This window comes from Vreelandella aquamarina (assembly GCF_044805175.1).
Classification (GTDB): domain Bacteria; phylum Pseudomonadota; class Gammaproteobacteria; order Pseudomonadales; family Halomonadaceae; genus Vreelandella; species Vreelandella aquamarina_B.
The window spans coordinates 259,902-281,015 of sequence record NZ_CP085232.1; the positions used below are offsets into that span (position 1 = coordinate 259,902).

Annotated in this window: 21 protein-coding genes; 8 read left to right on the forward strand and 13 right to left on the reverse strand. The window is 58.4% G+C overall.

Going from position 1 to position 21,114, the window contains the following annotated elements; all coding sequences use genetic code 11:
* Positions 1 to 5: 5 nt before the first annotated feature.
* From LG300_RS01250 to LG300_RS01260, 3 genes are all read left to right on the forward strand, one after another.
* Entirely contained in the window at positions 6 to 281 is a 276-nt protein-coding gene (locus LG300_RS01250) for a GIY-YIG nuclease family protein (protein WP_404376611.1), read from the forward strand.
* 9 nt (positions 282 to 290) lie between these two features.
* Positions 291 to 1,328 carry a histone deacetylase family protein gene (locus LG300_RS01255; protein WP_404376612.1) on the forward strand — a complete coding sequence of 346 codons (1,038 nt, stop codon included), beginning with the start codon at positions 291 to 293 and terminating at the stop codon, positions 1,326 to 1,328.
* 142 nt (positions 1,329 to 1,470) lie between these two features.
* Positions 1,471 to 1,857 carry a hypothetical protein gene (locus LG300_RS01260; protein ID WP_404376613.1) on the forward strand — a complete coding sequence of 129 codons (387 nt, stop codon included), beginning with the start codon at positions 1,471 to 1,473 and terminating at the stop codon, positions 1,855 to 1,857.
* 33 nt (positions 1,858 to 1,890) lie between these two features.
* Here LG300_RS01260 and LG300_RS01265 read toward each other — a convergent pair whose 3' ends face one another.
* The 3 genes from LG300_RS01265 to mtnB are packed head-to-tail and all read right to left on the reverse strand — an operon-like array spanning position 1,891 to position 3,751.
* Complete coding sequence (locus LG300_RS01265) at positions 1,891 to 2,439, reverse strand: 1,2-dihydroxy-3-keto-5-methylthiopentene dioxygenase (RefSeq protein ID WP_404376614.1); 549 nt, start codon at positions 2,437 to 2,439, stop codon at positions 1,891 to 1,893.
* A gap of 38 nt (positions 2,440 to 2,477) precedes the next feature.
* On the reverse strand, positions 2,478 to 3,164 hold the full coding sequence (mtnC, locus tag LG300_RS01270; protein WP_404376615.1) for an acireductone synthase: 687 nt from the start codon (positions 3,162 to 3,164) through the stop codon (positions 2,478 to 2,480).
* A complete protein-coding gene (gene mtnB / locus LG300_RS01275; RefSeq protein ID WP_404376616.1) occupies positions 3,161 to 3,751 on the reverse strand; it encodes a methylthioribulose 1-phosphate dehydratase in 591 nt (196 codons plus the stop codon). The genes mtnC and mtnB overlap by 4 nt, the downstream gene beginning before the upstream one ends.
* Positions 3,752 to 3,855: 104 nt before the next feature.
* Here mtnB and mtnA point away from each other — a divergent pair, with 104 nt between their 5' ends.
* Positions 3,856 to 4,875: an S-methyl-5-thioribose-1-phosphate isomerase gene (mtnA, locus tag LG300_RS01280; protein WP_404376617.1), complete on the forward strand. Its 1,020-nt coding sequence runs from the start codon at positions 3,856 to 3,858 to the stop codon at positions 4,873 to 4,875.
* Positions 4,876 to 4,888: 13 nt separating this feature from the next.
* On the opposite strand, the gene LG300_RS01285 is transcribed toward mtnA, so the two are convergent.
* The 10 genes from LG300_RS01285 to hisC all read right to left on the reverse strand — a co-directional run bounded on the left by LG300_RS01285 (position 4,889) and on the right by hisC (position 16,788).
* Positions 4,889 to 5,569: an RES family NAD+ phosphorylase gene (locus tag LG300_RS01285; protein ID WP_404376618.1), complete on the reverse strand. Its 681-nt coding sequence runs from the start codon at positions 5,567 to 5,569 to the stop codon at positions 4,889 to 4,891.
* Complete coding sequence (locus LG300_RS01290; RefSeq protein ID WP_404376619.1) at positions 5,566 to 5,967, reverse strand: antitoxin Xre-like helix-turn-helix domain-containing protein; 402 nt, start codon at positions 5,965 to 5,967, stop codon at positions 5,566 to 5,568. Before LG300_RS01290 ends, LG300_RS01285 begins: the two co-directional genes overlap by 4 nt.
* Positions 5,968 to 6,041: 74 nt before the next feature.
* Entirely contained in the window at positions 6,042 to 8,162 is a 2,121-nt protein-coding gene (gene recQ / locus LG300_RS01295) for a DNA helicase RecQ (protein WP_404376620.1), read from the reverse strand.
* 62 nt (positions 8,163 to 8,224) lie between these two features.
* On the reverse strand, positions 8,225 to 9,067 hold the full coding sequence (locus tag LG300_RS01300; RefSeq protein ID WP_404376621.1) for a carbohydrate ABC transporter permease: 843 nt from the start codon (positions 9,065 to 9,067) through the stop codon (positions 8,225 to 8,227).
* Positions 9,064 to 9,948, reverse strand: coding sequence for a carbohydrate ABC transporter permease (locus LG300_RS01305; RefSeq protein ID WP_404376622.1), 885 nt, complete (start codon positions 9,946 to 9,948; stop codon positions 9,064 to 9,066). The genes LG300_RS01300 and LG300_RS01305 overlap by 4 nt, the downstream gene beginning before the upstream one ends.
* 65 nt (positions 9,949 to 10,013) lie before the next feature.
* Positions 10,014 to 11,294, reverse strand: coding sequence for an ABC transporter substrate-binding protein (locus tag LG300_RS01310; protein ID WP_404376623.1), 1,281 nt, complete (start codon positions 11,292 to 11,294; stop codon positions 10,014 to 10,016).
* 44 nt (positions 11,295 to 11,338) lie between these two features.
* Complete coding sequence (locus tag LG300_RS01315; RefSeq protein ID WP_404376624.1) at positions 11,339 to 12,469, reverse strand: ABC transporter ATP-binding protein; 1,131 nt, start codon at positions 12,467 to 12,469, stop codon at positions 11,339 to 11,341.
* A gap of 339 nt (positions 12,470 to 12,808) precedes the next feature.
* On the reverse strand, positions 12,809 to 14,014 hold the full coding sequence (locus LG300_RS01320; protein ID WP_404376625.1) for a CaiB/BaiF CoA transferase family protein: 1,206 nt from the start codon (positions 14,012 to 14,014) through the stop codon (positions 12,809 to 12,811).
* An 88-nt stretch (positions 14,015 to 14,102) separates the two neighbouring features.
* Complete coding sequence (locus LG300_RS01325) at positions 14,103 to 15,476, reverse strand: hypothetical protein (protein ID WP_404376626.1); 1,374 nt, start codon at positions 15,474 to 15,476, stop codon at positions 14,103 to 14,105.
* Positions 15,477 to 15,726: 250 nt separating this feature from the next.
* Entirely contained in the window at positions 15,727 to 16,788 is a 1,062-nt protein-coding gene (hisC, locus tag LG300_RS01330; RefSeq protein ID WP_404376627.1) for a histidinol-phosphate transaminase, read from the reverse strand.
* Positions 16,789 to 16,980: 192 nt separating this feature from the next.
* Between hisC and LG300_RS01335 the strand changes: the two genes are divergently transcribed.
* From LG300_RS01335 to mnmH, 4 genes are all read left to right on the forward strand, one after another.
* Positions 16,981 to 17,430: a copper resistance protein NlpE N-terminal domain-containing protein gene (locus tag LG300_RS01335; protein ID WP_404376628.1), complete on the forward strand. Its 450-nt coding sequence runs from the start codon at positions 16,981 to 16,983 to the stop codon at positions 17,428 to 17,430.
* 106 nt (positions 17,431 to 17,536) lie between these two features.
* Complete coding sequence (gene radA / locus LG300_RS01340; RefSeq protein ID WP_404376629.1) at positions 17,537 to 18,907, forward strand: DNA repair protein RadA; 1,371 nt, start codon at positions 17,537 to 17,539, stop codon at positions 18,905 to 18,907.
* A 63-nt stretch (positions 18,908 to 18,970) separates the two neighbouring features.
* Positions 18,971 to 20,011, forward strand: coding sequence for a selenide, water dikinase SelD (selD, locus tag LG300_RS01345; RefSeq protein WP_404376630.1), 1,041 nt, complete (start codon positions 18,971 to 18,973; stop codon positions 20,009 to 20,011).
* Entirely contained in the window at positions 20,008 to 21,096 is a 1,089-nt protein-coding gene (gene mnmH, locus LG300_RS01350; RefSeq protein ID WP_404376631.1) for a tRNA 2-selenouridine(34) synthase MnmH, read from the forward strand. Before selD ends, mnmH begins: the two co-directional genes overlap by 4 nt.
* The last annotated feature ends 18 nt before the right edge of the window (positions 21,097 to 21,114 follow it).

Sequence of the window (21,114 nt, forward strand, 5' to 3'; positions counted from 1 at the left end):
CCGCTATGGAAAACACAGCCACTTCTCAATGGTATTTGTACTTGCTTGAGTGCCAGCGCGGTACCTATGTAGGGATTACCAATAACCTCGCCAAGCGCTACCAAGCCCACGCGACGGGTAAGGGTGCGCGCTATACTCGGGCGAACCCGCCGCTGGCGCTGCTAGGAGCCCAGCCTTTTGCTGACCGTGCTGCGGCCAGCCGGGCAGAGTACCAATTAAAGCAGCAGACCCCAGCCCAAAAGCGTTGCTGGGCTGCCAAGTGGCCGTATCACGATCAATAAGGAACCCGCATGCTAACGTTTTTCTCCCCAGATAGCCGTCTACGCCAAGCTCAGAGTGAGCTGCACGATGGTGCTTTAGTCACCCCGTTTGAGTGCCCCGAGCGGATGGATCTGGTACTGGCAGCCTTGAACAAGGCAGCGTTTGAAGTACGCACGCCCAACGATTATGGCCTAGCTCCGGTGCTGGCGGTGCATGATGCCGATTACGTCACGTTTTTAGAAAACTGCTGGCAGGCGTGGCAAGCGACGGGTCATGCGGGTGAGGCTATTCCTAATATTTGGCCAGCCCGCACCATGCGCGGCGACCGCATTCCCCAGTCGGTGAGTGGCCAGCTGGGCTATTACGCGTTGGCAGCAGAAACCTCAATTACAGAGGGCACCTTTGCCGCCGCCATGGCGAGTAAAGATACCGCGCTGGCAGCCATTGACCATACGCTTGCCACTGGAGAGCCTACCTTTGGCCTGTGCCGCCCGCCGGGTCATCACGCAGCGGTAGATCAGTTTGGCGGCTACTGCTTTTTCAACAACGCGGCCATTGCCGCCCAGCGGGCGCTAGAGGCAGGCAAGCGCCGCGTAGCGATTCTGGATGTAGACTTTCACCACGGCAACGGCACTCAGCAGATCTTCTATCGCCGCAACGATGTGCTGTTTGCCTCGCTCCACGGCGACCCGGACGTCACCTTCCCCTACTTCTCAGGCTACGCCGACGAAACCGGCGAAGGGGCAGGCGAAGGCTTCACGATCAATTACCCCCTGCCGCCGGGTACGTCCGTCGCCACTTGGATGGCTGCGCTGGAAGACGCGCTGGCGCGAATTCATCAAGCCGAGTGCGAGCTACTGGTAGTATCGCTCGGCGTGGATATTTTTGAAGGCGACCCGATTAGCGCGTTTACCTTTCAGCACGCCGACTTTATTACCCTTGGTAAGCGCCTCGCTGATACCGGGCTACCCTGTGTATTTTTAATGGAAGGGGGTTATGCCGTCGAGGATATCGGTGTCAACGTAGTGAATGTCCTGCAAGGCTTTGAGGAGTCGCATAGAGCGTAAGAACTAGAACGTAAGAAATAGAGCGTGAATAAAGGCATTAAGGTGACAGTCGCACGAAATTCGGGCAGTCTTATGCTTTTTTGGCCTATCCTATAGGCAGTTATTACTTTTTCACCTTATCGTTCAACGTTGGGAGCGGCGCGTGGCAGTTTACGGAGGTATTCAGGCACATGAAGTAGAGCGTTGGCTAAATGCCCTCACCAACGCGGCCTACGACCGACGCTGCCCGCTCTCTAAAGTACATGGCGGCAACGCCCGTGCCCGCACCGCCCGTCAGGATTTACTTCACCTTGCGACGGCGTTTCGCAGCGGCGGGCGCAGCAGCGAAACGGTCGCAGATGGTTTAAGCCGCTGGTGCCAGCACTACCTGACCGAAGCGGAGTGGTACGTGCTGGTAGGCGGACGTCAGCCGGTTGCGCAAACGACGCCTACCCCCCCTGTGAGTGAACAGCCTACCGAAGCACCGGCAGCCGACGAGCAAGCGGTTGAAGGAGCCCTTGAGGTGCTGTATCAACACCGCGTGGGCTAGGCCCCCCCAAGTTTTGGCAACAACTCTCCTGGTTTATAGTTGGTCGAGACGATCAAACTTTCCGGCGATATCGCTTTCTGTCCAGTGCGGCACCCAGCCCTCCACGTTATCGAAGAAGCGCAGCGCAGTGAATTCCGGCTCTGGCCCCATATCGAACCAGTGCGGGGTATTGGCGGGCACGCTGATTAGGTCGTTGCGGGTGCAGAGTACCTGATACACCTTGTCATCGATGTGCAGGCAGAACAGCCCCTGGCCCTTCACGAAGAAGCGCACTTCGTCTTCATGGTGGCGGTGTTCGTTCAAGAACTTCTGACGCATGGCCTCTTTGTCTGGGTGGGTGGGTACCATGTGCAGCACGTCCACGGTTTGGTAACCGCCCTTGGCTTTGACCCGGTCGATGTCCTCCTGGTAGAGCGCCAGAATCTCCTCCTGGGTGGCATCGTCGGCAATTTCACTCGGCGCTGCCCAGCGCTCAAACAGTACGCCCACCCGGTTCAGCTCAGCGGCAATCTGTTCACCGTCCGTGGTGTTCAGCAGGGCATCGTTTGGGTTTTGATCGGTAAAGACTTTCAGTTGTGACATGGAGACGCTCCTAAAGAAGTAAGGGATAGACGTTGCCGTTAAAGGGCAATGTCAGCAAAGCTTTCGACACAGGCGTGTACGGTGCCCGCCTGGGTACCTTCGCGCACGAGCTGCAGGGTTTGCATGCCCGCCTGCTTGGCCGCATCCAGCTCTTCGATCACATCCGACAGGAACAGTACCGATTCCGCAGGTAGATCAAGCGCCTCGACAATGCGTTGATAGGCCACGGCCTCGCGCTTATGGCCAATGTGAGTATCAAAGTAACCTGTGAACAGCGGGGTCAAATCACCCTCGTCACTGTAGCCAAACAGCAGCTTCTGCGCCTGCACCGAGCCTGACGAGTACACATAGAGCGCCACGCCTGCGGCCTGCCACTGGCGTAGCGCCGGAGCGACATCTGCGTATAAATGGCCGGTAAAGTCGCCGCGCTGGTAGCCATCGGCCCACACCATGCCCTGCAGGGCTTTGAGTGGGGTGACTTTCTGGTCGGTGTTGATCCAGTGCTGCAGCGTAGCAATCACTGCTTCCAGCGTGGCGCCGGCGTCCTGCATCTCATGGCGCACTGCATCGATTTGCTCGGCCACTGCTGGCGTTTCTGCATTCTCACGCAGAAAGTTAGGCAGCTTGGCGTAGGCGTAGGGGAACAGCACCTTATGAACGAAGTGGATATCGGTAGTGGTGCCTTCGATATCGGTCATGATGGCGCGAACGGTTGGGTTACTCATTTGGACCACCGGCTCTCTTCCAGTACACAGGCAAGTAAGAATTCGATTGCTTCCAGGTGACGGCGGCAGCTGGCAATGCTGTCGCCCACGGCGTAAATGCCGTGGCCCGCGACCAGAAAGCCCCAGGGCATCGGCCAGCCTTGGCGAACGTGCTCGGCTAACTCCTCCATATCCTGGGAGTTGGGCACCACCGGCAGGTGAATCGTCGCGTCATGGGTCACGTTACCCGCCAACGCCTTTTGCATCTCAAAGCCGCTTAGCTCAATGCCTTTGGGAAAGCGGCGCGACAGCACGGTGCTGGCGACGGTATGGGTGTGCAGCACGCAGTGGATGTTCGGATCTAACCGGTACAGGGCAGCGTGCAGGTCGCTTTCGGCGCTGGGTTTGCCATTGCCTTCCAGCACGCAGCCTTCCAAGTCGCAAAGCAGCAGATCATCCGCCTGGATGCGGGTTTTATCCCGCCCAGAGGCGGTCACCCAATAGCCAGCCTCGGTACGCGCAGAAAAGTTGCCGCCGGTGGCGGGGGTCCAGCCTTGCTGCGCCGCCCAGGAAATGGCGTCCAGCAGTTCGGTTTGTAACGTATTCATCGGGTCAGCATCGCCTCGTCTAGTGGCGGCCATTCTATATGATAAGCTTCGCGCCTGATAAGCCGTGCCGCTGTTCTGCTCGTCCAATACCCAAGGAGCCCCTCATGGTTAATTTACAGTCACGCAGTTTACGGGTGTATACCGACTCGCTTGAGTATCTGGACCAAACCCGGCTACCCCAGGCCGAAGAGTGGGTGCGCTGCGACTCCCCCGAGGCGTGGCAGCACGCGGTTAAACAGCTCGCCATTCGCGGTGCGCCGCTGATTGGCTTAAGCGCCGCCTTCGTGCTGGCCCAGTACGCCGCTCGCCATCCCGAATCCGAGTGGCAGGGCGTAAGCGACCGCTTACGGGCGACGCGACCTACGGCAGTGAACCTGATGTACTGCCTGGATGCCATGGAAGCCTGCTTTGCCCAGGGCGCTGACGCCCTGGCCGAACGTGCCAAGGCGCTGTTCGAAGAGGACCGCGCGCTGTGCCAACGCATGGCCGAGCGGGGTGCCGACCTGCTGGCCTCCGGCGACCGCGTGCTGACCCACTGCAACACCGGAGCGCTGGCCACGGCCGGTGTGGGCACCGCGATTGGCGCGTTGGCCATCGCCAAACAGCGCGGCATAGATCTGCATGTCTACGTGGATGAGACCCGCCCGCTGCTCCAGGGCGGCCGTTTAACCGCGTGGGAAATGGCCGATTTAGGCATTCCCTACCAGCTAATCACCGACAGCATGGCGGCCAGCTTAATGGCAGCGGGCAAGGTGGACAAAGTGATGGTGGGAGCGGACCGCATCTGCGCCAACGGTGACTTTGCCAACAAAGTGGGCACCTACATGCTGGCGGTGGCGGCGCACTACCATCAGGTGCCGTTCTATGTGGTTGCCCCCTACACCACGGTCGACCCCGCCTGTGCGACCGGCGCGGCAATCCCCATCGAACAGCGCGATGGCGCGGAAGTGCGCGGAGCCGCAGGGGCGTTTGGCGAGGTGGTGTGGGCGCCCAGCGATGCGCCGGTGTGGAACCCAGCCTTTGACGTGACGCCCGCCAAACTAGTCACCGCCTGGATTCTGGATACCGGCGTGTTCGACTCAGCGGCGATTGCACGGGGCGAGCATCTGCGGGGGTGGCGTTAACGGTAAGGGAGGTTCAGTTCAGAAGCGTTAGCTCATAAACGTGACGAATGCGCTGGCCGTCCCAGTCATAACCGAGATGACGGCCTTGCCGCGTGGCGGAGAGTACCGGGGGCCTTAGCACTGCGGCGCACTCGCCACCTGGGTCGCGAACGCTGGGGTAAACGATGCCATCTGCCTGCTGCTCCCAAGCGTTTCTGCCCAATGATTGCCCTGCGGACCAGCTATCAGGGGCGAGCAGTGCTTGCGCATCGCGGTGACTACGCAAGTCTATCAGTTGCCCCATCAAATCAGAGAGATAGACGCGCTGCTGAAGCATCATTGGTGGCTCGTTGGACTCCTGCATGAAGCGCTCTGCGTGGTGCAGGGTTTCAGCAATGGCGGTGGCTTCGGTGAGTGCGCAGTAGTAGGCCCCAAAGGTGCCATCGCTAAAACGCGAGCCGGTGGCAGGAAAGTGGCAAAACGCCGCCATGACGGGTGTCCATCCAGGTCCATAGCGGCGGTCGCCATCGCGGACCAGATGGATCGCGCCCGCTTCTTCACGAAGCCTGGCAGAGGTTTCGCCTTCTAGTTCATTGAGCAAGTCCCAGTCGTCAGTGTTGCTGTTGACGCCTTCGAATAAATCAATCGGTGGGAAGCGCGAAGGGATAACGCGGTAGCTTGGCCGCCATGTGACGCTGTTGAGCGGGAAGTTCATACATGTCCCCCTCCACGTGCGGCATCCAAATGCTGTCGAACGACATACAGATCGGAGACATGTCCACTTAACAGGCGCTCCATGGGCGTGTGACCGGCAAACAGTGGGTTGCTGTTGGCTCTCAGCAGCCAGCTATTGGCTGCCTCCTGGTTGGGAAGCAAAATATGCAACGCCTTGTAGATGCCCAGAATCAGCGACATGCGCTCAAGATGGTTGGCATCCAGGCGGGCTTGCTCGGGGGCCTGCTTCCAGCGCCGGTAGGTGGAGTCGGGTACGCCTAGTAACAGGGCGGCTTCACTCTCTTTTAGCCCCCAACTACGCGAAATATTAGGGTAGGTACGCATGGCGGCGGCCCCCATGTCACGGCGCTTGCTAGCAGTCTTGTGCTGGATAGCCATATCGCGTTCTCCTCTCTTGAATAGAGAGTACACCAAATGAGCGATTTTTAAAAAATACGATTATTTGGTTTGCGCTAACCCTTGGCAGCCATGGATGCCCGCACGCAGTGCAGAACCGAATAATCGATACGGCCCTCCAGCGCTTCAAACACCACTTTCAGCCCTTGGTCTGGAAACTGCTCAAACGCCGCGTGAATCTGTGCCAGGGTCGCTGGGTCTAGGCTGACCACCTCTTCCAAGGCCAGCTCGCCGCTTTGGATTACATCGCTTAGGTGGCGGTACACGGTACTAGCGGCCAGGCCGCGCTGCTCGGCGACCTGCTCCGGCGTTAGCCCTTGGCGCAGTAGCGCGGCGGATTCTAGAGCGCTGCTGCCCACAGAGGGGCTGACCGCGGGTTCGTCGGGATGTGCCAGAACCACTGCCAGAAAGCCTTCGCCATAATCCTCCAGCTTGCGTGCTCCGATGCCCGAGATACTGCCCAGCGCCTGCAGCGTCTGCGGTTTTTGCTCTACCAGCTCGGCCAATGTGGCGTCGTTGAAAATCACATAGGCGGGGACGCCCTGGGCATCGGCAAGCGTCTTGCGATGCTGGCGCAGCGCTTCCCACAGCGCACCGTGGCCCTTGGCGGCAGACGCCCCTTTGGCACCGCGCCGTGCAGCCTTGCTGGGCTTACGGAGGGTGAGGCGCCGCTCGCCGCGCAGTATTGGCCTAGCGTTGGCCGTCAGTTTGATGCCGCCGTGGCCCTCCATATCCACGCTCAAATAGCCGCTGGCGATCAGCTGGCGAAAGAGTGCTTTCCACTCGCTGGCGGTGAGCTCTTTGCCAATGCCGAACGTACTCAAACCGTCGTGACCAAAGCGGCTGATACGCTCGTTGCGCTTACCCAGCAGCACATCCACCAGATACGTGACGCCGAAGCGCTGCTCGGTGCGGTAAACACACGACAGCGCCTTCTGCGCGGCGACGGTAGCCTCCCAGGTGTCAGGTGGAGTGAGGCAGTTATCGCAGTTGCCGCAGGGTTCGTCTAATGAATCGCCAAAGTAGTGAAGCAGCGCCTGACGGCGGCAGCTGATGATCTCGCATAGCCCTAGCATGGCGTCGAGCTTCTGCTGTTCGATGCGCTTTTGCTGGTCGGCGGCACCGGAATCCTGCTGCATCTGGCGCAGGGTGATCACGTCCTGAAGCCCGTAGGCCATCCAGGCATCGGCGGGCAGCCCATCGCGTCCGGCGCGGCCGGTCTCCTGATAGTAGGCTTCGATGCTTTTGGGCAGGTTGAGGTGTGCCACAAAGCGCACGTCCGGTTTGTCGATGCCCATGCCGAAAGCGATAGTGGCGACGATCACCACGCCATCTTCGCGCAGAAAGCGGGTTTGGTGCTGCTGGCGCTGCTCGGCGGGCAGCCCCGCGTGGTAGGGCAGTGCGGTCAGCCCCTGACGTGCCAGCCAATCGGCGGTCTCCTCCACCTTGCGCCGTGAAAGGCAGTAGACGATGCCCGCCTCGCCGTCGTGATGCTCGCGGATGAAACTCAGCAGCTGCTCTTTGGCATTGCCCTGATTTTCAGCGATATGGTAGCGAATGTTGGGCCGATCGAAGCCGTTGTTGTAGAGCGCGGCTTCTTGAAGCTGCAGGTGCTCCATGATGTCGTGCCGGGTAGGCACATCGGCGGTGGCGGTGAGCGCGATGCGCGGCACGTGAGGAAAGCGCTGGTGCAGGTGAGAAAGCTGGCGATACTCGGGGCGGAAATCGTGGCCCCACTGGGAAACGCAGTGAGCTTCATCGATGGCGAACAGCGCAATGCGGGTCTGCTCCAGCAGCATCTGCATGCGCGCCGTGGCTAGCCGTTCGGGCGCGACGTAGAGAAGATCCAGCTCGCCCGCGCGCAGGCGGTTTTCCACGTCCATCGCCTCATGCATATCGAGGCTGGAGTTGAGGTAGGCGGCGCGCACCCCGTTCTGAATCAGTGCGGCCACCTGATCTTGCATCAACGCGATGAGCGGCGAGACCACAATCGCGGTGCCTTCACGTAGCAGCGCAGGGATCTGATAGCACAGCGATTTACCGCCGCCAGTGGGCATCAGCACCAACGAATCGCCTCCCGCCATCACATGCTCAATGATGGCCTGCTGCGGGCCACGAAAGTGGTCGTAGCCAAAGACCTCCTGCAGTACCTTGAGGGCTGCCGAGTCGCCGTGCATCGCTGCTCTCCTTGTCGTGTGCGTGAAGGAGAATTGTCGCACGAAAACCCGCTGCCGTTGGGCTAGCGAATCCCCGCGCGTAAAAACGATTGCACGAACTGGCGTTGGAAAAGCAGGAAGGCCACCAGCAGCGGCGCAATACTTAGCAGCGTTGCGGCGCTGACAGTGGCCCAGTTAACGCCGGTTTCTGGCGCTGAAAAAACACCCAGCCCGACGGTGAGAGGGCGGCTCTCCACCGAGTTGGTGACCACCAGCGGCCACAGAAAATTGTTCCAGTGGTGGCTGATCGACACCAGCCCGTAGGCCAGATAGGTGGGCTTGGCCAGCGGCACGTAGACCTTCCACAGGATTTCCAGCCAGCCGCAGCCTTCAATCCGGGCGGCGTCTTCCAGCTCTCGGGGGATGGTCTTGAAGGTTTGACGCAGCAGAAAAATGCCGAAGGCGCTGGCCACGTAGGGCAAGCCAATGCCAGTGATAGTATTGATCAGCCCCAAATCGCTGGCGATACGGTAGTTCTCGACGATCAGCACTTCGGGAAAGACGAACAGCTGAATCAGCACCAGCATGAACAGCAGGTTCTTACCGTGAATAGGAAAACGGGCAAAGGCAAACGCCGCCAGCGTGCACACCACGAACTGGGCAACGACAACGCCAGTGACGAGGGCAAAGGTATTCAGGTAGTAGCGCCCAAAGGGTGCCTGAGCCCAGGCGTTGGTGAAGTTCTCCAGCGTGAGCGGGGCGAAAAGCTCGAAATTCGCCATAAATTCGCTGGGGTGAAAGGCGGCCCAAAAGGCGTACAACAGTGGAAAAATCCAAATAACCGCCAACAGCCACGCGGCCACCGTTTCCAGCGCTGGCATTGAGAAGAAACGGGAGCGGGGCGCATAGGTAGTGGTCGTATTCATTGGTAGTGCGTCCTGCGATCTAAAATCGTGAACTTCAGCGTGGCAACCACCGCGAGTACTAGCAGAATCACTACGGTAATGGTGGCTGCCGTGGTGCGGTCAAAGAACGAAAAGGCGTTCTCATAGACGTAGTAAAGCAGTAGGTTGGTGGCGTTGTTGGGGCCGCCCTTGGTGAGTATAAATAGGTGATCTACCACCCGTACTGAGTTAATCAGCGCGTTGATTAATACAAACAGCGTAGTGGGCATGAGTAGTGGGAAGGTGACGCGCCAGAAAAAGCTCCAACGGCTGGTACCCTCCAAGTCGGAGGCCTCTTTTAGCTCTGGCGGAATACTTTGCAGCGCCGCTAGATAAAAGATCATAAAAAAGCCGGCCTCTTTCCATACGGACATCACGATGACCGAGCCAAGCGCAATACTTGGATCGCCCAGCCAGTTGATGCCAGAAACGCCTAGCGTAGCTAGCAAGCCATTAAGCAGGCCGATTTGCGGCGCGTAAAAAAACATCCAGATATTCGCCGCGGCGATCATGGGCAGAATGGTCGGCGTGAAGTAGGCCATACGCACTAGCCCACGCCCTGGCAGCTTGCCGTTGACGAACAGCGCCATGCCTAGAGCTAGTGCAATCGATGTGGGAATCGTACCCAGCGCGTAAATCAGATTGTTGCTGGCCACTTTCCAGAAAGTCGGGTCATCAAACAGTAGCTGATAGTTTTCGATACCTACAAACTCGGCGGGTGCCCCGCGAAAACCAGGCAGGAATAGACTGTTAATCAGCGTGGTGATGGTTGGCAAATAGGCAAAAGCCGCGAGCAATACCGCGGCAGGTAGCAACAGCAGCGTGCCGTAAAGCTGCATTTTTCGATGGTTGTTTAAAGTCATGGATTGGCCGTGCGTCGAAAAAGCCGGGGCGTACCCCGGCGAGCATTGAACCTTGACTAATTCGCTTATCGAGCGTAGCGGCGTAGCACGCTATCGGCTTCTTGCTGTGCTTGGCTGAGCGCTTCTTGCGGTGTCATTTGGCCGGTTAGAGCCGCTTGCACGGCATTATCCAGAGCGCGACGAATGCGGCCGCCTTGATAGGTGGAAAGCTCGGCGGTGCCGTGTTCAAGCTGGTCGCGGGCAACAGCAGCGGGCGCGAACTCTTCTACATAGCTTTTCAATGCATCGGTTTCATAAGCGGCGGGGCTAACGCCCATATAGCCGGTTTCAATCGACCACGCGGCGGCGCGCTCGGGGGCGGTCATCCAGCGAATAAAGGTCATCGCCGCACGCTGCTCTTCTTCAGTGGTATCTTCAAAGATGTAGAAGTTGCCGCCACCGGTGGGGCTGCCGCGCTGGGTCTTCATAGGTAGCATGGCGACGCCAAAATCGAAATTAGCCTCGTTGCGCACGGCGGTCAGGTTGCCGGTGGTGTGCCACATCATGGCGGTGGACTGCTCGAGGAAGTTCTGGCGCAAAGTGCCCCACTCGATGGTACCGCTGGGCATGGCCTCGTGCTCAGTTGCTAGCGACACCCAGTACTCCAACGCTTCAACAGCAGCAGGGTCGTCAAAATAAACTTCCGTGCCATCATCGCTCATCAAACGGTGGCCGTTTTGGAAGGCAAAGGCCTGAAACATCCAGTATGGGTAGCCAGTAGAAGGCACCATCACGCCCCACTGCTCACCATTAGAGGCCTCACGCACGGCGGCGGCCATTTCGGCCATCTCTTGCCAGGTCTCAGGTGGCGTTTCGGGGTCTAGGCCTGCCGCTTCAAAGGCGTCTTTGTTCCAGAACAGCACAATGGTGGAGCGCTGGAACGGGATGCCGTAGGTCTTGCCATCCAATTGACCGTTCTCCATCAGGCCCGGATAGAAGCTGTCCAGCCACTCGCGCTCTTCGTCAGTTTCGACCAAGTCATCGAAGGCGACAACCGCGTTTTGTTCGATCAGCTCATAGAGGTCAATCGAGAACATCACCGACAATTGGGGCGTATCACCCGCTTCCATGGCTGACATGGCGCGTATTCGGGTGTCATCGTAGTTGCCCGCATAGATGGCTTCTACGTTGATCTCTGGGTGTTCGCTCTCGAAATCTGCCACCAAACTATCCACTACCTCGGTGAGTGCGCCACCTACCGACACAGGGTAGTACATCGTTAAGTCGACACCGTCAGCGCTGGCTTGGCTGGCACTTAACAGGCCTGTTGCAAGGGCGGTCATTGCAAAAGAGAACTGAGAACGCATGAGAGACTCCACAAGTGTTTGTGATGTTGTCAGGATGAGAGCGATCAGTGTTGGAAAGAACCCACCGCTGGCGGGCGTGGTACGCTTCGATGAGAAGCGGGTAATGCAATGGGCGCTAACGCGTGCTGGCGCAGACCCTGGTGATCAAAGAGATGGGCGCTATTAGGCGTCCAGTAAAGTTTGCAAGGCTGGCCAGAGAGCGTTTGTTTACCGCTTAGACGAACACGCACGGTGTGATTGCCAACGGCGACATGGGCAATGGTGTCTGCACCTAAGTACTCATCATTAAGTACCTTAGCCGGGATGCCTGCCTGGGACGCTGGGCGTAGCTCGATATCTTCAGGGCGCACACCCAACTGCCCACCAGCGGCCTCCATGGGAGCCACTGGCGTAGTGGATTCGCCCTCAATGACTGCTCCTTGTTCACCTTGCACAAGAGGCAGCAGGTTCATGGCCGGGCTGCCAATAAAGCTGGCGGCAAAAGCGCTGGCGGGCTGGTTATAAAGCTCGTCGGGTGTGCCGTCCTGTACGATGTTTCCCTGCTGCATCAAAATGACACGATCTCCCATGCTCATGGCCTCTACCTGATCGTGAGTGACGTAAACCACCGTCATGTTGAGCCGTGATTGCAGGGCCTTAATTTCCCTGCGCATATCGCTGCGAAGCCGCGCATCCAAGTTGGAAAGCGGTTCATCCATCAGGCAGATAGGGTGCTCGGAGATAATCGCCCGTGCCAGCGCGACCCGCTGGCGCTGGCCACCGGAAAGTTGAGCCGGTTTGCGGTTCAGGTAATCGGTGAGATTGACCAGTGCGGCGACCTTGGCGAGCCGTTCACGCTGCTCTGCCTTGGCTACCTTGCGGCTGCGCAGGCCAAACACGATATTGTCGGCAACGCTTAAATGCGGAAACAGCGCATAGGACTGAAACACCATGCTCAGCCCACGGTCACCCGGTGGTAGGTGCGTGACGTCCTGCTGCCCAATACAAATCTGCCCGCTGCTGGCCTCTTCTAAGCCTGCAATCATGCGTAGCGTGGTGGATTTTCCACAGCCCGACGGCCCCAGCAGAATGACAAATTGACCCGCTTCAATATCAAACGAGATATCGTTTACCGCCGTGGTCGCGCCCCACTGTTTAGAGACGCTTTGAAGGCGTATTTGCGGTTGTTGTGGCATAGCACCTCCAAGATTGACCGTGGGTTGATAGGCTAATCATGTGATGGAGGTGTTGCGGTTGAATGACGCTTGTGTGGCAGGGGAGTGACGTGTGAGTGTGGTGGATTATCGTTCGTAGCGACGGGTCGACTTGCCTGCTGTATCGATGCCTATCGACTCAAACATATGCACTAGATCTTCAGTTCATACATTGCCCGCTGCCCCAGGGGCAAAGGGGCAGCCAAAGGTCGTCGAGAGGGAGGCGTTGGTAGATACGTCGCTATTGTTACTGTTATCGAAATGCTTGATTGATATCGATCTTGGTCGGGCAAGGTGTTACCAATTTCATCAAAACATTCCCTAGATGATGCCCGCTTGGCGCAGCTTAGCGCGGATTTCGTGATCAATACCCAGCTCATCCAACACATCGTCGGTATGCTGACCAAGGGTGGGGCCGCCGTCGCCGATTCTCCCTGGAGTGGCACTAAGCTTTGGCAGTACGCCGGGTACTTTTAGCGATTTGCCATTAGGCCGTGTAAAAGTTTGAATCATCTCTCGCGCCAGGTAGTGGGGGTCAAAGGCGATATCTTCGGCCGTGTAGGGATAGCCTGCGGGCACGTGGGCGTCATCCAGGGCCTGTAAAATGACATCCCGTGGACGCTCTTCGGTCCATGCTTGAATCGCGGCATCAATCATTTCAGCTTGCTGGCTACGCCCATCGTTATGGGCCAGAGCCGGATCGTTGGCGAGATCGTCACGGCCAATTACGCCCATCAGGCGCTTGAAAATACTGTCGCCATTCCCAGCAATCAGAACGTAATCACCGCCTTGGCAGCGGTAGGCATTTGAAGGGGTAATGCCGGGCAGGGCGCTGCCGCTGGGTTCGCGAACCTGTCCGCTGGCATCGAATTCTGGCAGCAGGCTCTCCATCATCGCAAATACCGATTCATACAGCGCAACATCGATTTCCTGGCCTAGACCACTGCGGTGACGCTCTTGCAGTGCCAAGAGAGTGCCAATCACTGCATAGAGTGCGGAAAGTGAGTCACCAATGCTGACCCCTACGCGCACCGAAGGCTCGCCTGGCTGGCCGGTAAGGTAGCGCAGCCCGCCCATGGCTTCGCCTATGACGCCAAAACCGGGTTTGTCCCGGTAAGGCCCCGTTTGCCCGTAGCCAGAAATATGCACCATGATCAGCCGTGGATTCAGTGTGGAGAGTGCTTCCCAGCCCAGCCCCCAGCTGTCTAATGTGCCGGGGCGGAAGTTTTCCACCACCACGTCAGCCTCGGCGGCGAGCTGGCGCACCAGCTTTTGGCCCTCTTCACTGCGCAAGTCCAGCGCCACCGAACGCTTGTTGCGGGTTTGGACGTGCCACCAGAGCGAAGTGCCATCTTCTATCATTCGCCATTTGCGAAGTGGGTCGCCGGTGCCCGGCGGTTCGATTTTAATCACATCGGCACCGAATTCACCCAGCAGCTTGGTAGCGAAAGGGCCCGCAATCAGTTGCCCAAGCTCAAGCACTTTCAAGCCGTGGAGAGGAAGCTGGCGGGCTTTGGTAGCATTCATCAAGACTTTCCTCCATTTATTTTGTTTTTGTCACTCTTAAACTGTTTATCTGCTCCTTAAAGCTTGGCCATCATTGGCCAAAAAGGATTTATCCGCACCCGGTTGACATGCCGTGCTGGCAAACAACTCGGGCCTCTTGACGCTCAGTTGCGCCGGAGAAACGTCCCAACAATATTCGCTTGACCTCGCCGTGCGGCATGTACCGCGTAATGTCGGGGTCATCAAGCCTTGCCAGGACATTCCGCGCAGCATTGACATCCGCCTGGATCACGTCCCCGTTTGCACGGTAAAACTTGTCGCCACGGCGCTCACCTTCCAGGCGTCCCGTGATCGAGTCCATTTGCGACGTATAGGCGGCGTTCACGATGTCGTGACGGGTGCCACGCTGCTGCGATACTTCGTCGAGCGCCTGGGCCAGCACCCCCTTGGCCCAGTGGCTCATGCGGCGGTTGTAATCCCGCCACTGTACCTTGCCCGCGATGGGCTGAGTCAGGTCTTCCGAAGCGAGAAGCGCCGCCTCGTCCATGATGGTATGAGCCGCCTGATAGGCGATGGTGCGAAGGTGCTGCTGGGTGCGCTGGCGGCGAGCCACTTGCTTCTTCTTACCCAGATGATTGGCGCGGATGCGTTCGGCCTTGGCGATCCGTCCTGCCGCCCGATGCTTCTTTTCCAGGGCGTGCAGGCGATTGCGCGCCTTGCCAGTGGCGGATACCTGATGGCTGTACGCAGTGAGCACTTGACCGAACGACTCGCCATGATGCTGGCCTTGCGAGTCAGTGAAGGCCTCCGTGTAGCCCTTATCGACACCCATTACCTTGTCCCCATGAGGCCGCCCTGGCGGTTTCTCGTAGGCATAATGGATCTCGACCTTTCCCTCCCGAACGATGACGCGCAGATTCTTCTTTTCCAGGCTGACGTTCTTGCCTGACGTCGTGGTGTATAGCGTGATGCTGCCGCCCACCTTTTTGGACAGATGCAATGTAATAACCAGTTGGCCGTCGATGATTCGCTCACTGTGCTTGTCGGAACGGACGACGAACTGGTTACTACACTGGCTTTTGCCATGCCTGAAATGTTTGCGCATCATGCGATGCAGATAGGTATCTTCTAGCCATTTGTCCTGTTTTAGCAGCGTGTAGAGGTGTTTGCGTTCGGTTTCGTCCGTGGTGCGTGCGGCCACGGCCCGGCGCACCTTGTGCTTGGCAGCCGCCTTGTAGGTCAGGATGTCGTTGATCACATCCTTAGTGGATTCGGCGCGAACCGTGCCATCCAGTGGCAAGTCTGTATGCCAGCCACCCTGGGTTATTTCCTTGCGAACGGCACTGGCGCTCTTGCCAACGGTACCAAGGGCACCGTACCGGCGCCAAAGGTCGGCCCGAATGAACCCCATCGTCCGGCACATCGCCAGCAAACGCGAAAGATCCGGACTCGTTGCATGAAGAATGCGTGTGACGGTGGTCATAACACTTCCTCTTTCGGCTCCCTGGCCGCGGGATAGTCTCTGTGGCAGAAGGAGGTCGCCTGGCGGCAGTTTCGGAGCGCGAATACCTAGCGTTCGCTGCGGTGAGTAAACGTATTAGTGACCTGGAAGTACTGGTGATCGGGTTGTCGATATGGTGAGTATTTGTAGCAGCTATGAATGATGAATGCGCCGCAGGTTGCTGACAAAGCGCTAACTCCTCTGCTAGCGCTTTGTTTTTATAGGCACTTTATTAACCGCAGAGAGCCTCTAATGCTTCGATAAAGCTATCCATCTCATCGTCGGTGCCGATGGAGATACGCAGGAAGTTGTTGAGTACATCGGTATTGAAGTGACGTACTAAAATCCCCCGCTCACGGAGGCCTGCAAACAGCTGTGCGCCTGCAAAGTCAGGGTGCTGAGCCAGCAGGAAGTTCGCTTTAGAAGGCAATACTTCAAAGCCGAGCTTTTCCAGCCGCTGCCGGGTACGTTCGCGGGTAGTGATCACGTTATCCCGGCAGGCGTTGAAGTGCTGGGTATCTTTCAGCGCTTCGATGCCCACCACGCTGGCTAGGCTATCGACTGGATAGGAGTTAAACGAATCCTTCACCCGCTGTAAGCCTTCAATCAGCTCAGGGGAGCCAATCGCATAGCCGAGGCGGAGCCCTGCCAAGCTGCGCGACTTGGAGAAGGTGCCAGTGACCAACAGATTCGGGTAGCGGTCAATCAGAGCCACCGCGCTCTCTGCACCAAAATCCACATACGCTTCGTCGATTAACACCACGCGATCGGTAACGCGCGTCAGCAGGGCCTCAATGCTCTCCAGAGAGTGAGCGTGTCCCGTCGGCGCGTTGGGGTTGGCAAAAATCACTCCGCTACGCTCGGAAGCGCTGGCAAGCGCATCTATATCGACTTCCCACTTATCATTGAGCGGATGCTTACGCAGCTTCACGCCATATAGGTTGGCATATACCGGATAGAAGCTATAGGTAATAGAAGGTACATCCAGCGGGGCCCCATGACAGAAGAATGCCTGGAAAGCGAATGCCAACACCTCGTCGGAGCCATTGCCGACAAAGGTTTCTGCTACGCTTACTCCATAGGCGTCTGCCAAAGTTTCGCGCAGGGCCAGAGAGGTTGGGTCGGGGTAGAGACGTAGGTGGTCAACGGCATAGCTGCGTAGCGCCTCGCTGACCCCTGGGGCAGGTGGATATGGGTTCTCGTTCGTATTGAGCTTGATAACACGTTCACGGGGCTGTTCTCCCGGTACATACGGGGTAAGCTCCCTAACGGCGGGGCTCCAGTATTGGCTCATAAAGTTAACCTGTTTATTCTGGCGTTAATGGCCCCATGGTCGCTTGACGGCCGCTAGAGCGCAAGCATTCCCGTTAGGCTAGAAGGGAACTTACTTCTAGGGAGCTGAGGGGTGTGCGCCGCACCTTGTAGCGGTTATGCTGTCATAAGCGCGCAAAAGAAATGTATGACCAACACGATAAGGAGACACCCAATGCAATTCAGGAGTTTGCTAGCCGGTTCGGCTATGTTGGCACTGTTGGCGGGCTGTGCAGCTGGCCCAATGGATCAGCGCGAAGATGCAGGCATGACCGCCTCACAGGCGAACTACCAAGGTACTCTGCCTTGCCGTAACTGTGACGGCATTGACCTGGATGTGACGTTGGTGGGAGAAGAGTCAAGCGCCCCGGAAGAGCGCACCTTCACACTGGATGCCACCTACCGCAACCACCCCCAAACCCCGCCGGATGAAAACTATGCCGGTAACTGGGAAGTGCTGACCGGCACGCCCTCTGATCCCGATGCCACAGTGTACGAACTAACGCCAAACGGCGATGGCCAGATCTACTACTTCCAGCGTATCGATGAGCGTACCCTGGAGCTGATCGACCCCGAGCGCCGCCGTTTTGAGAATGGCGAGATGTTGCAGCTACAGCGTCAGTAATTCTCTATACGACGCTCAAAGGCGGCCATTGGCCGCCTTTTGTATTTCTGCCCACTCTTTTCTGAGTCCTTTTCAACGTGGCGCGATAGACAGGAGCAAACAGGCGGTGGCAAAAGCAAAAAGTGCCTTTGTATGTACCGAATGCGGTGCAGAGTATCGTAAATGGCAAGGCCAGTGTACGAGTTGCCAAGAGTGGAATACCCTAACGGAAGTCAAGCTGACAAGCGCCCGCCCCGGTAGCGGCACTGCGACCGGGCGAGCCGGGTACGCAGGCGACCTTTCTAAAGATGTGGTTGACCTCAGCCATGTTGATTTAAGCGAGGTACCACGGCTTAGCTCTACCTTTGCGGAATTCGATCGCGTGCTAGGCGGCGGCTTGGTGCCAGGCTCCGCCGTGCTGCTGGGCGGCAATCCAGGGGCCGGTAAATCGACACTGCTGCTGCAAACCGCCTGCAAGCTTGCCCAGCAGCGGCGTATTCTCTATGTCACAGGGGAGGAGTCGCTTTCCCAGGTGGCCATGCGCGCCCACCGCCTGCAGCTTCCCACTAACGGGCTGAAGATGCTGGCGGAAACCAGCGTAGAGACGATCCTCGCGGTGGCCGAGCGGGAGAAGCCAGAAATACTGGTGATTGATTCCATCCAAACCATGCATTTGGAGGATATTAGCTCTGCCCCTGGTGGCGTTGCCCAGGTACGCGAGTCCGCCGCTGCGCTCACCCGCTTTGCCAAGCAGACCAATACTGTGCTGCTACTGGTGGGTCACGTCACCAAAGACGGCACGTTGGCGGGCCCCAAAGTCTTGGAGCATATGATTGATGCTTCGCTGCTGCTGGAAGGCGGCGCCGACTCCCGCTTCCGCACGCTGCGTGGGCAGAAGAACCGCTTTGGCGCGGTCAACGAGCTGGGCGTGTTCGCCATGCTGGAGCAGGGCCTGAAAGAGGTAAAAAACCCCAGTGCCATCTTTCTCTCACGCCAAGAGGAGCAGGCGCCGGGCAGCCTTGTCATGGTGGTATGGGAAGGCACTCGGCCGATTTTGGTAGAGGTGCAGGCGCTGGTGGACGAGTCGGCCCTTGGCAACCCACGCCGCGTGGCCGTTGGGGTTGATCAAAACCGCTTGGCGATGCTGCTGGCCGTGCTAAACCGCCACGGCGGGCTATTTACCGGTGACCAGGATGTGTTTCTTAACGTGGTAGGCGGTGTCAAAGTGCTGGAGACCAGTGCTGACCTCGCCGTACTGCTGGCGGTGGTCTCCAGCCTGCAGAACCGGGCGCTACCCAAAGAGCTGGTCGTATTTGGCGAAGTGGGCCTCTCCGGCGAGATACGTCCGGTGCCCAGCGGTCAGGAGCGGATTGCAGAAGCTGCCAAACACGGCTTTCTGCGCGCGATTGTGCCTCGTGCCAACGCACCCAAGCAGGCGCCTAAAGGGATGGAAGTGATCCCCGTGGATAAATTGAGCGACGCACTAGAAGCGCTGTGACGTAAGCTATACTTAGCCAAAGGTCGGCAAGCTGGCAGGCATGGTTCAAAACAAAGGAGAGGGATGATGAGTTCGATCCGATTAACCCAATATAGCCACGGAGCGGGCTGCGGCTGCAAAATCGCTCCGGACGTACTGGATGGCATTCTCGCCAAGGCCGGGCCTGCGGCGGGGCATCAACGGCTCATCGTCGGCAACCAGGGGCGTGAAGATGCCGCCGTATACGACCTTGGCGACGGTCGCGGTATGATTGCCACCACGGATTTCTTCATGCCCATTGTGGATGACCCCTTTGATTTTGGCCGTATCGCCGCGACCAACGCGATTAGCGACGTGTACGCCATGGGCGGCACGCCGGTGATGGCGCTGGGTATTTTAGGCTGGCCGCTGGATAAGCTTGGTCCCGAAATTGCCGGTGATGTGGTGGCGGGTGCCCAGGCCGTTTGCCGTGAGCTGGGCATTGCCCTGGCCGGAGGCCACTCCATCGATGCCCCCGAGCCGATGTTTGGCCTAGCGGTGAACGGGCTGGTCGATCTTGAGCACCTGAAACTCAATAGCCAAGCCAAACCCGGCGACCTGCTGTTTCTCACCAAACCGTTGGGTGTCGGGCTACTAACCACCGCCGAAAAGCGTGGCTTGCTGGAAGCCGGGCACCACGGCCTCGCCCGTGAAACCATGCTCAAGCCCAACGCCATTGGTGTGGCACTCGCCAAAGTGAAAGGCGTCAACGCTATGACAGATGTGACCGGTTTCGGTTTGGCAGGACATCTTACCGAAATGTGCAGTGCCAGCGGCGTGATGGCGCAGATTGATTTTCGCCGCCTGCCGCGGTTAGCCGAAGCGGAAGGTTACCGCCGCCAGGGAGCCGTTCCCGGTGGCACACTGCGCAACCGCGACGCGCTGGGTAGTGCGCTGCCCGCGATGGATGAGGCACACTGGCAGTGGCTATGCGACCCGCAAACCTCCGGCGGGCTACTGATTAGCGTCGACCCCGCCTGGGAAGATGACGTGGAACGCATTGGCCGCGAATACGGCTTAACCCTTGAGCCGTTCGGCACGCTTAAAGCGTCGCAGGGAGACGCCAAGATAGAGGTTATTGGATGACCCTGCCGACAACACCCGCATCACTGGACATTATCGCGGAAAATACGCCGCTAATTGATGTACGCGCCCCCGTAGAGTTTGCCCAGGGCAGCTTGCCGGGGGCGGTCAATCTACCGTTGATGGTGGATGAAGAGCGCCACCAGGTCGGCATTGCCTACAAGCAGCAGGGCCAGCAGGCCGCGATCGCACTGGGTGAGCGGCTGGTCAGCGGTGAAGTAAAGCAAGCGCGGGTCGCCGCTTGGCAGGCCTACTTAGCCCAGCACCCTGATGCGATTATCTACTGCTTTCGCGGCGGGCTGCGCTCGCAAATTGCCCAGCAGTGGCTTGCCGACGCAGGGCTTCATCGGCCACGCATTGAAGGCGGCTGGAAAGCGCTACGCCAGCAGCTCTGCCAGCGGATTGACGAAGCCGCACAGCAGCCCATGCTGGTGGTGGCAGGGCTCACCGGCTGCGCGAAAACACAGCTGATTAATCAACTGCCCAACGGTATTGATTTGGAAGCCTGCGCCAATCACAAAGGCTCCGCGTTTGGGCGGCAGCCCGACGACCCCGCCACTCAAATCGATTTTGAACACGCCCTTGCCCAACGGCTGATTGGGCAGCATGGCAAGCTGGTGTTAGAGGATGAGTCCCGGCAGATTGGCAATGCCAATATCCCACTCGATTTTTGGCACGCCCTACAGCGCGCGCCGCGCATTCGCATCGAAATGCCGCTAGATTGGCGGCTAGACCAGCTACGCCGCGACTATATCGAAGCGCTAGAGCAGGGCTACACCGACCGTTTTGGTCGGCGGGAGGGTTGGCAGCGTATGCAACGCCAGTTAGCCAGCGCGTTAGAGCGGCTGGCAAAACGCCTGGGCAATGCCCGCTTGCAGCGGCTTAAACGTCTGCAGGCCATGGCTTTCCGTGCCCATGCCGCCGGGGATATCCAGGCCCATGAAGCGTGGCTTGCCCCTTTGCTGACCGAGTATTACGACCCGCTCTACCGCTACCACTTGGAGAAACAGCAGGGAAGCCGGCCCCCAGAACTTCATATAGGCGATTGGGAAAGCTGTCTCGCCGCTGCCAAGCAGTGGAGTGCTTAGCGGCGGCAGTGGGAGGAG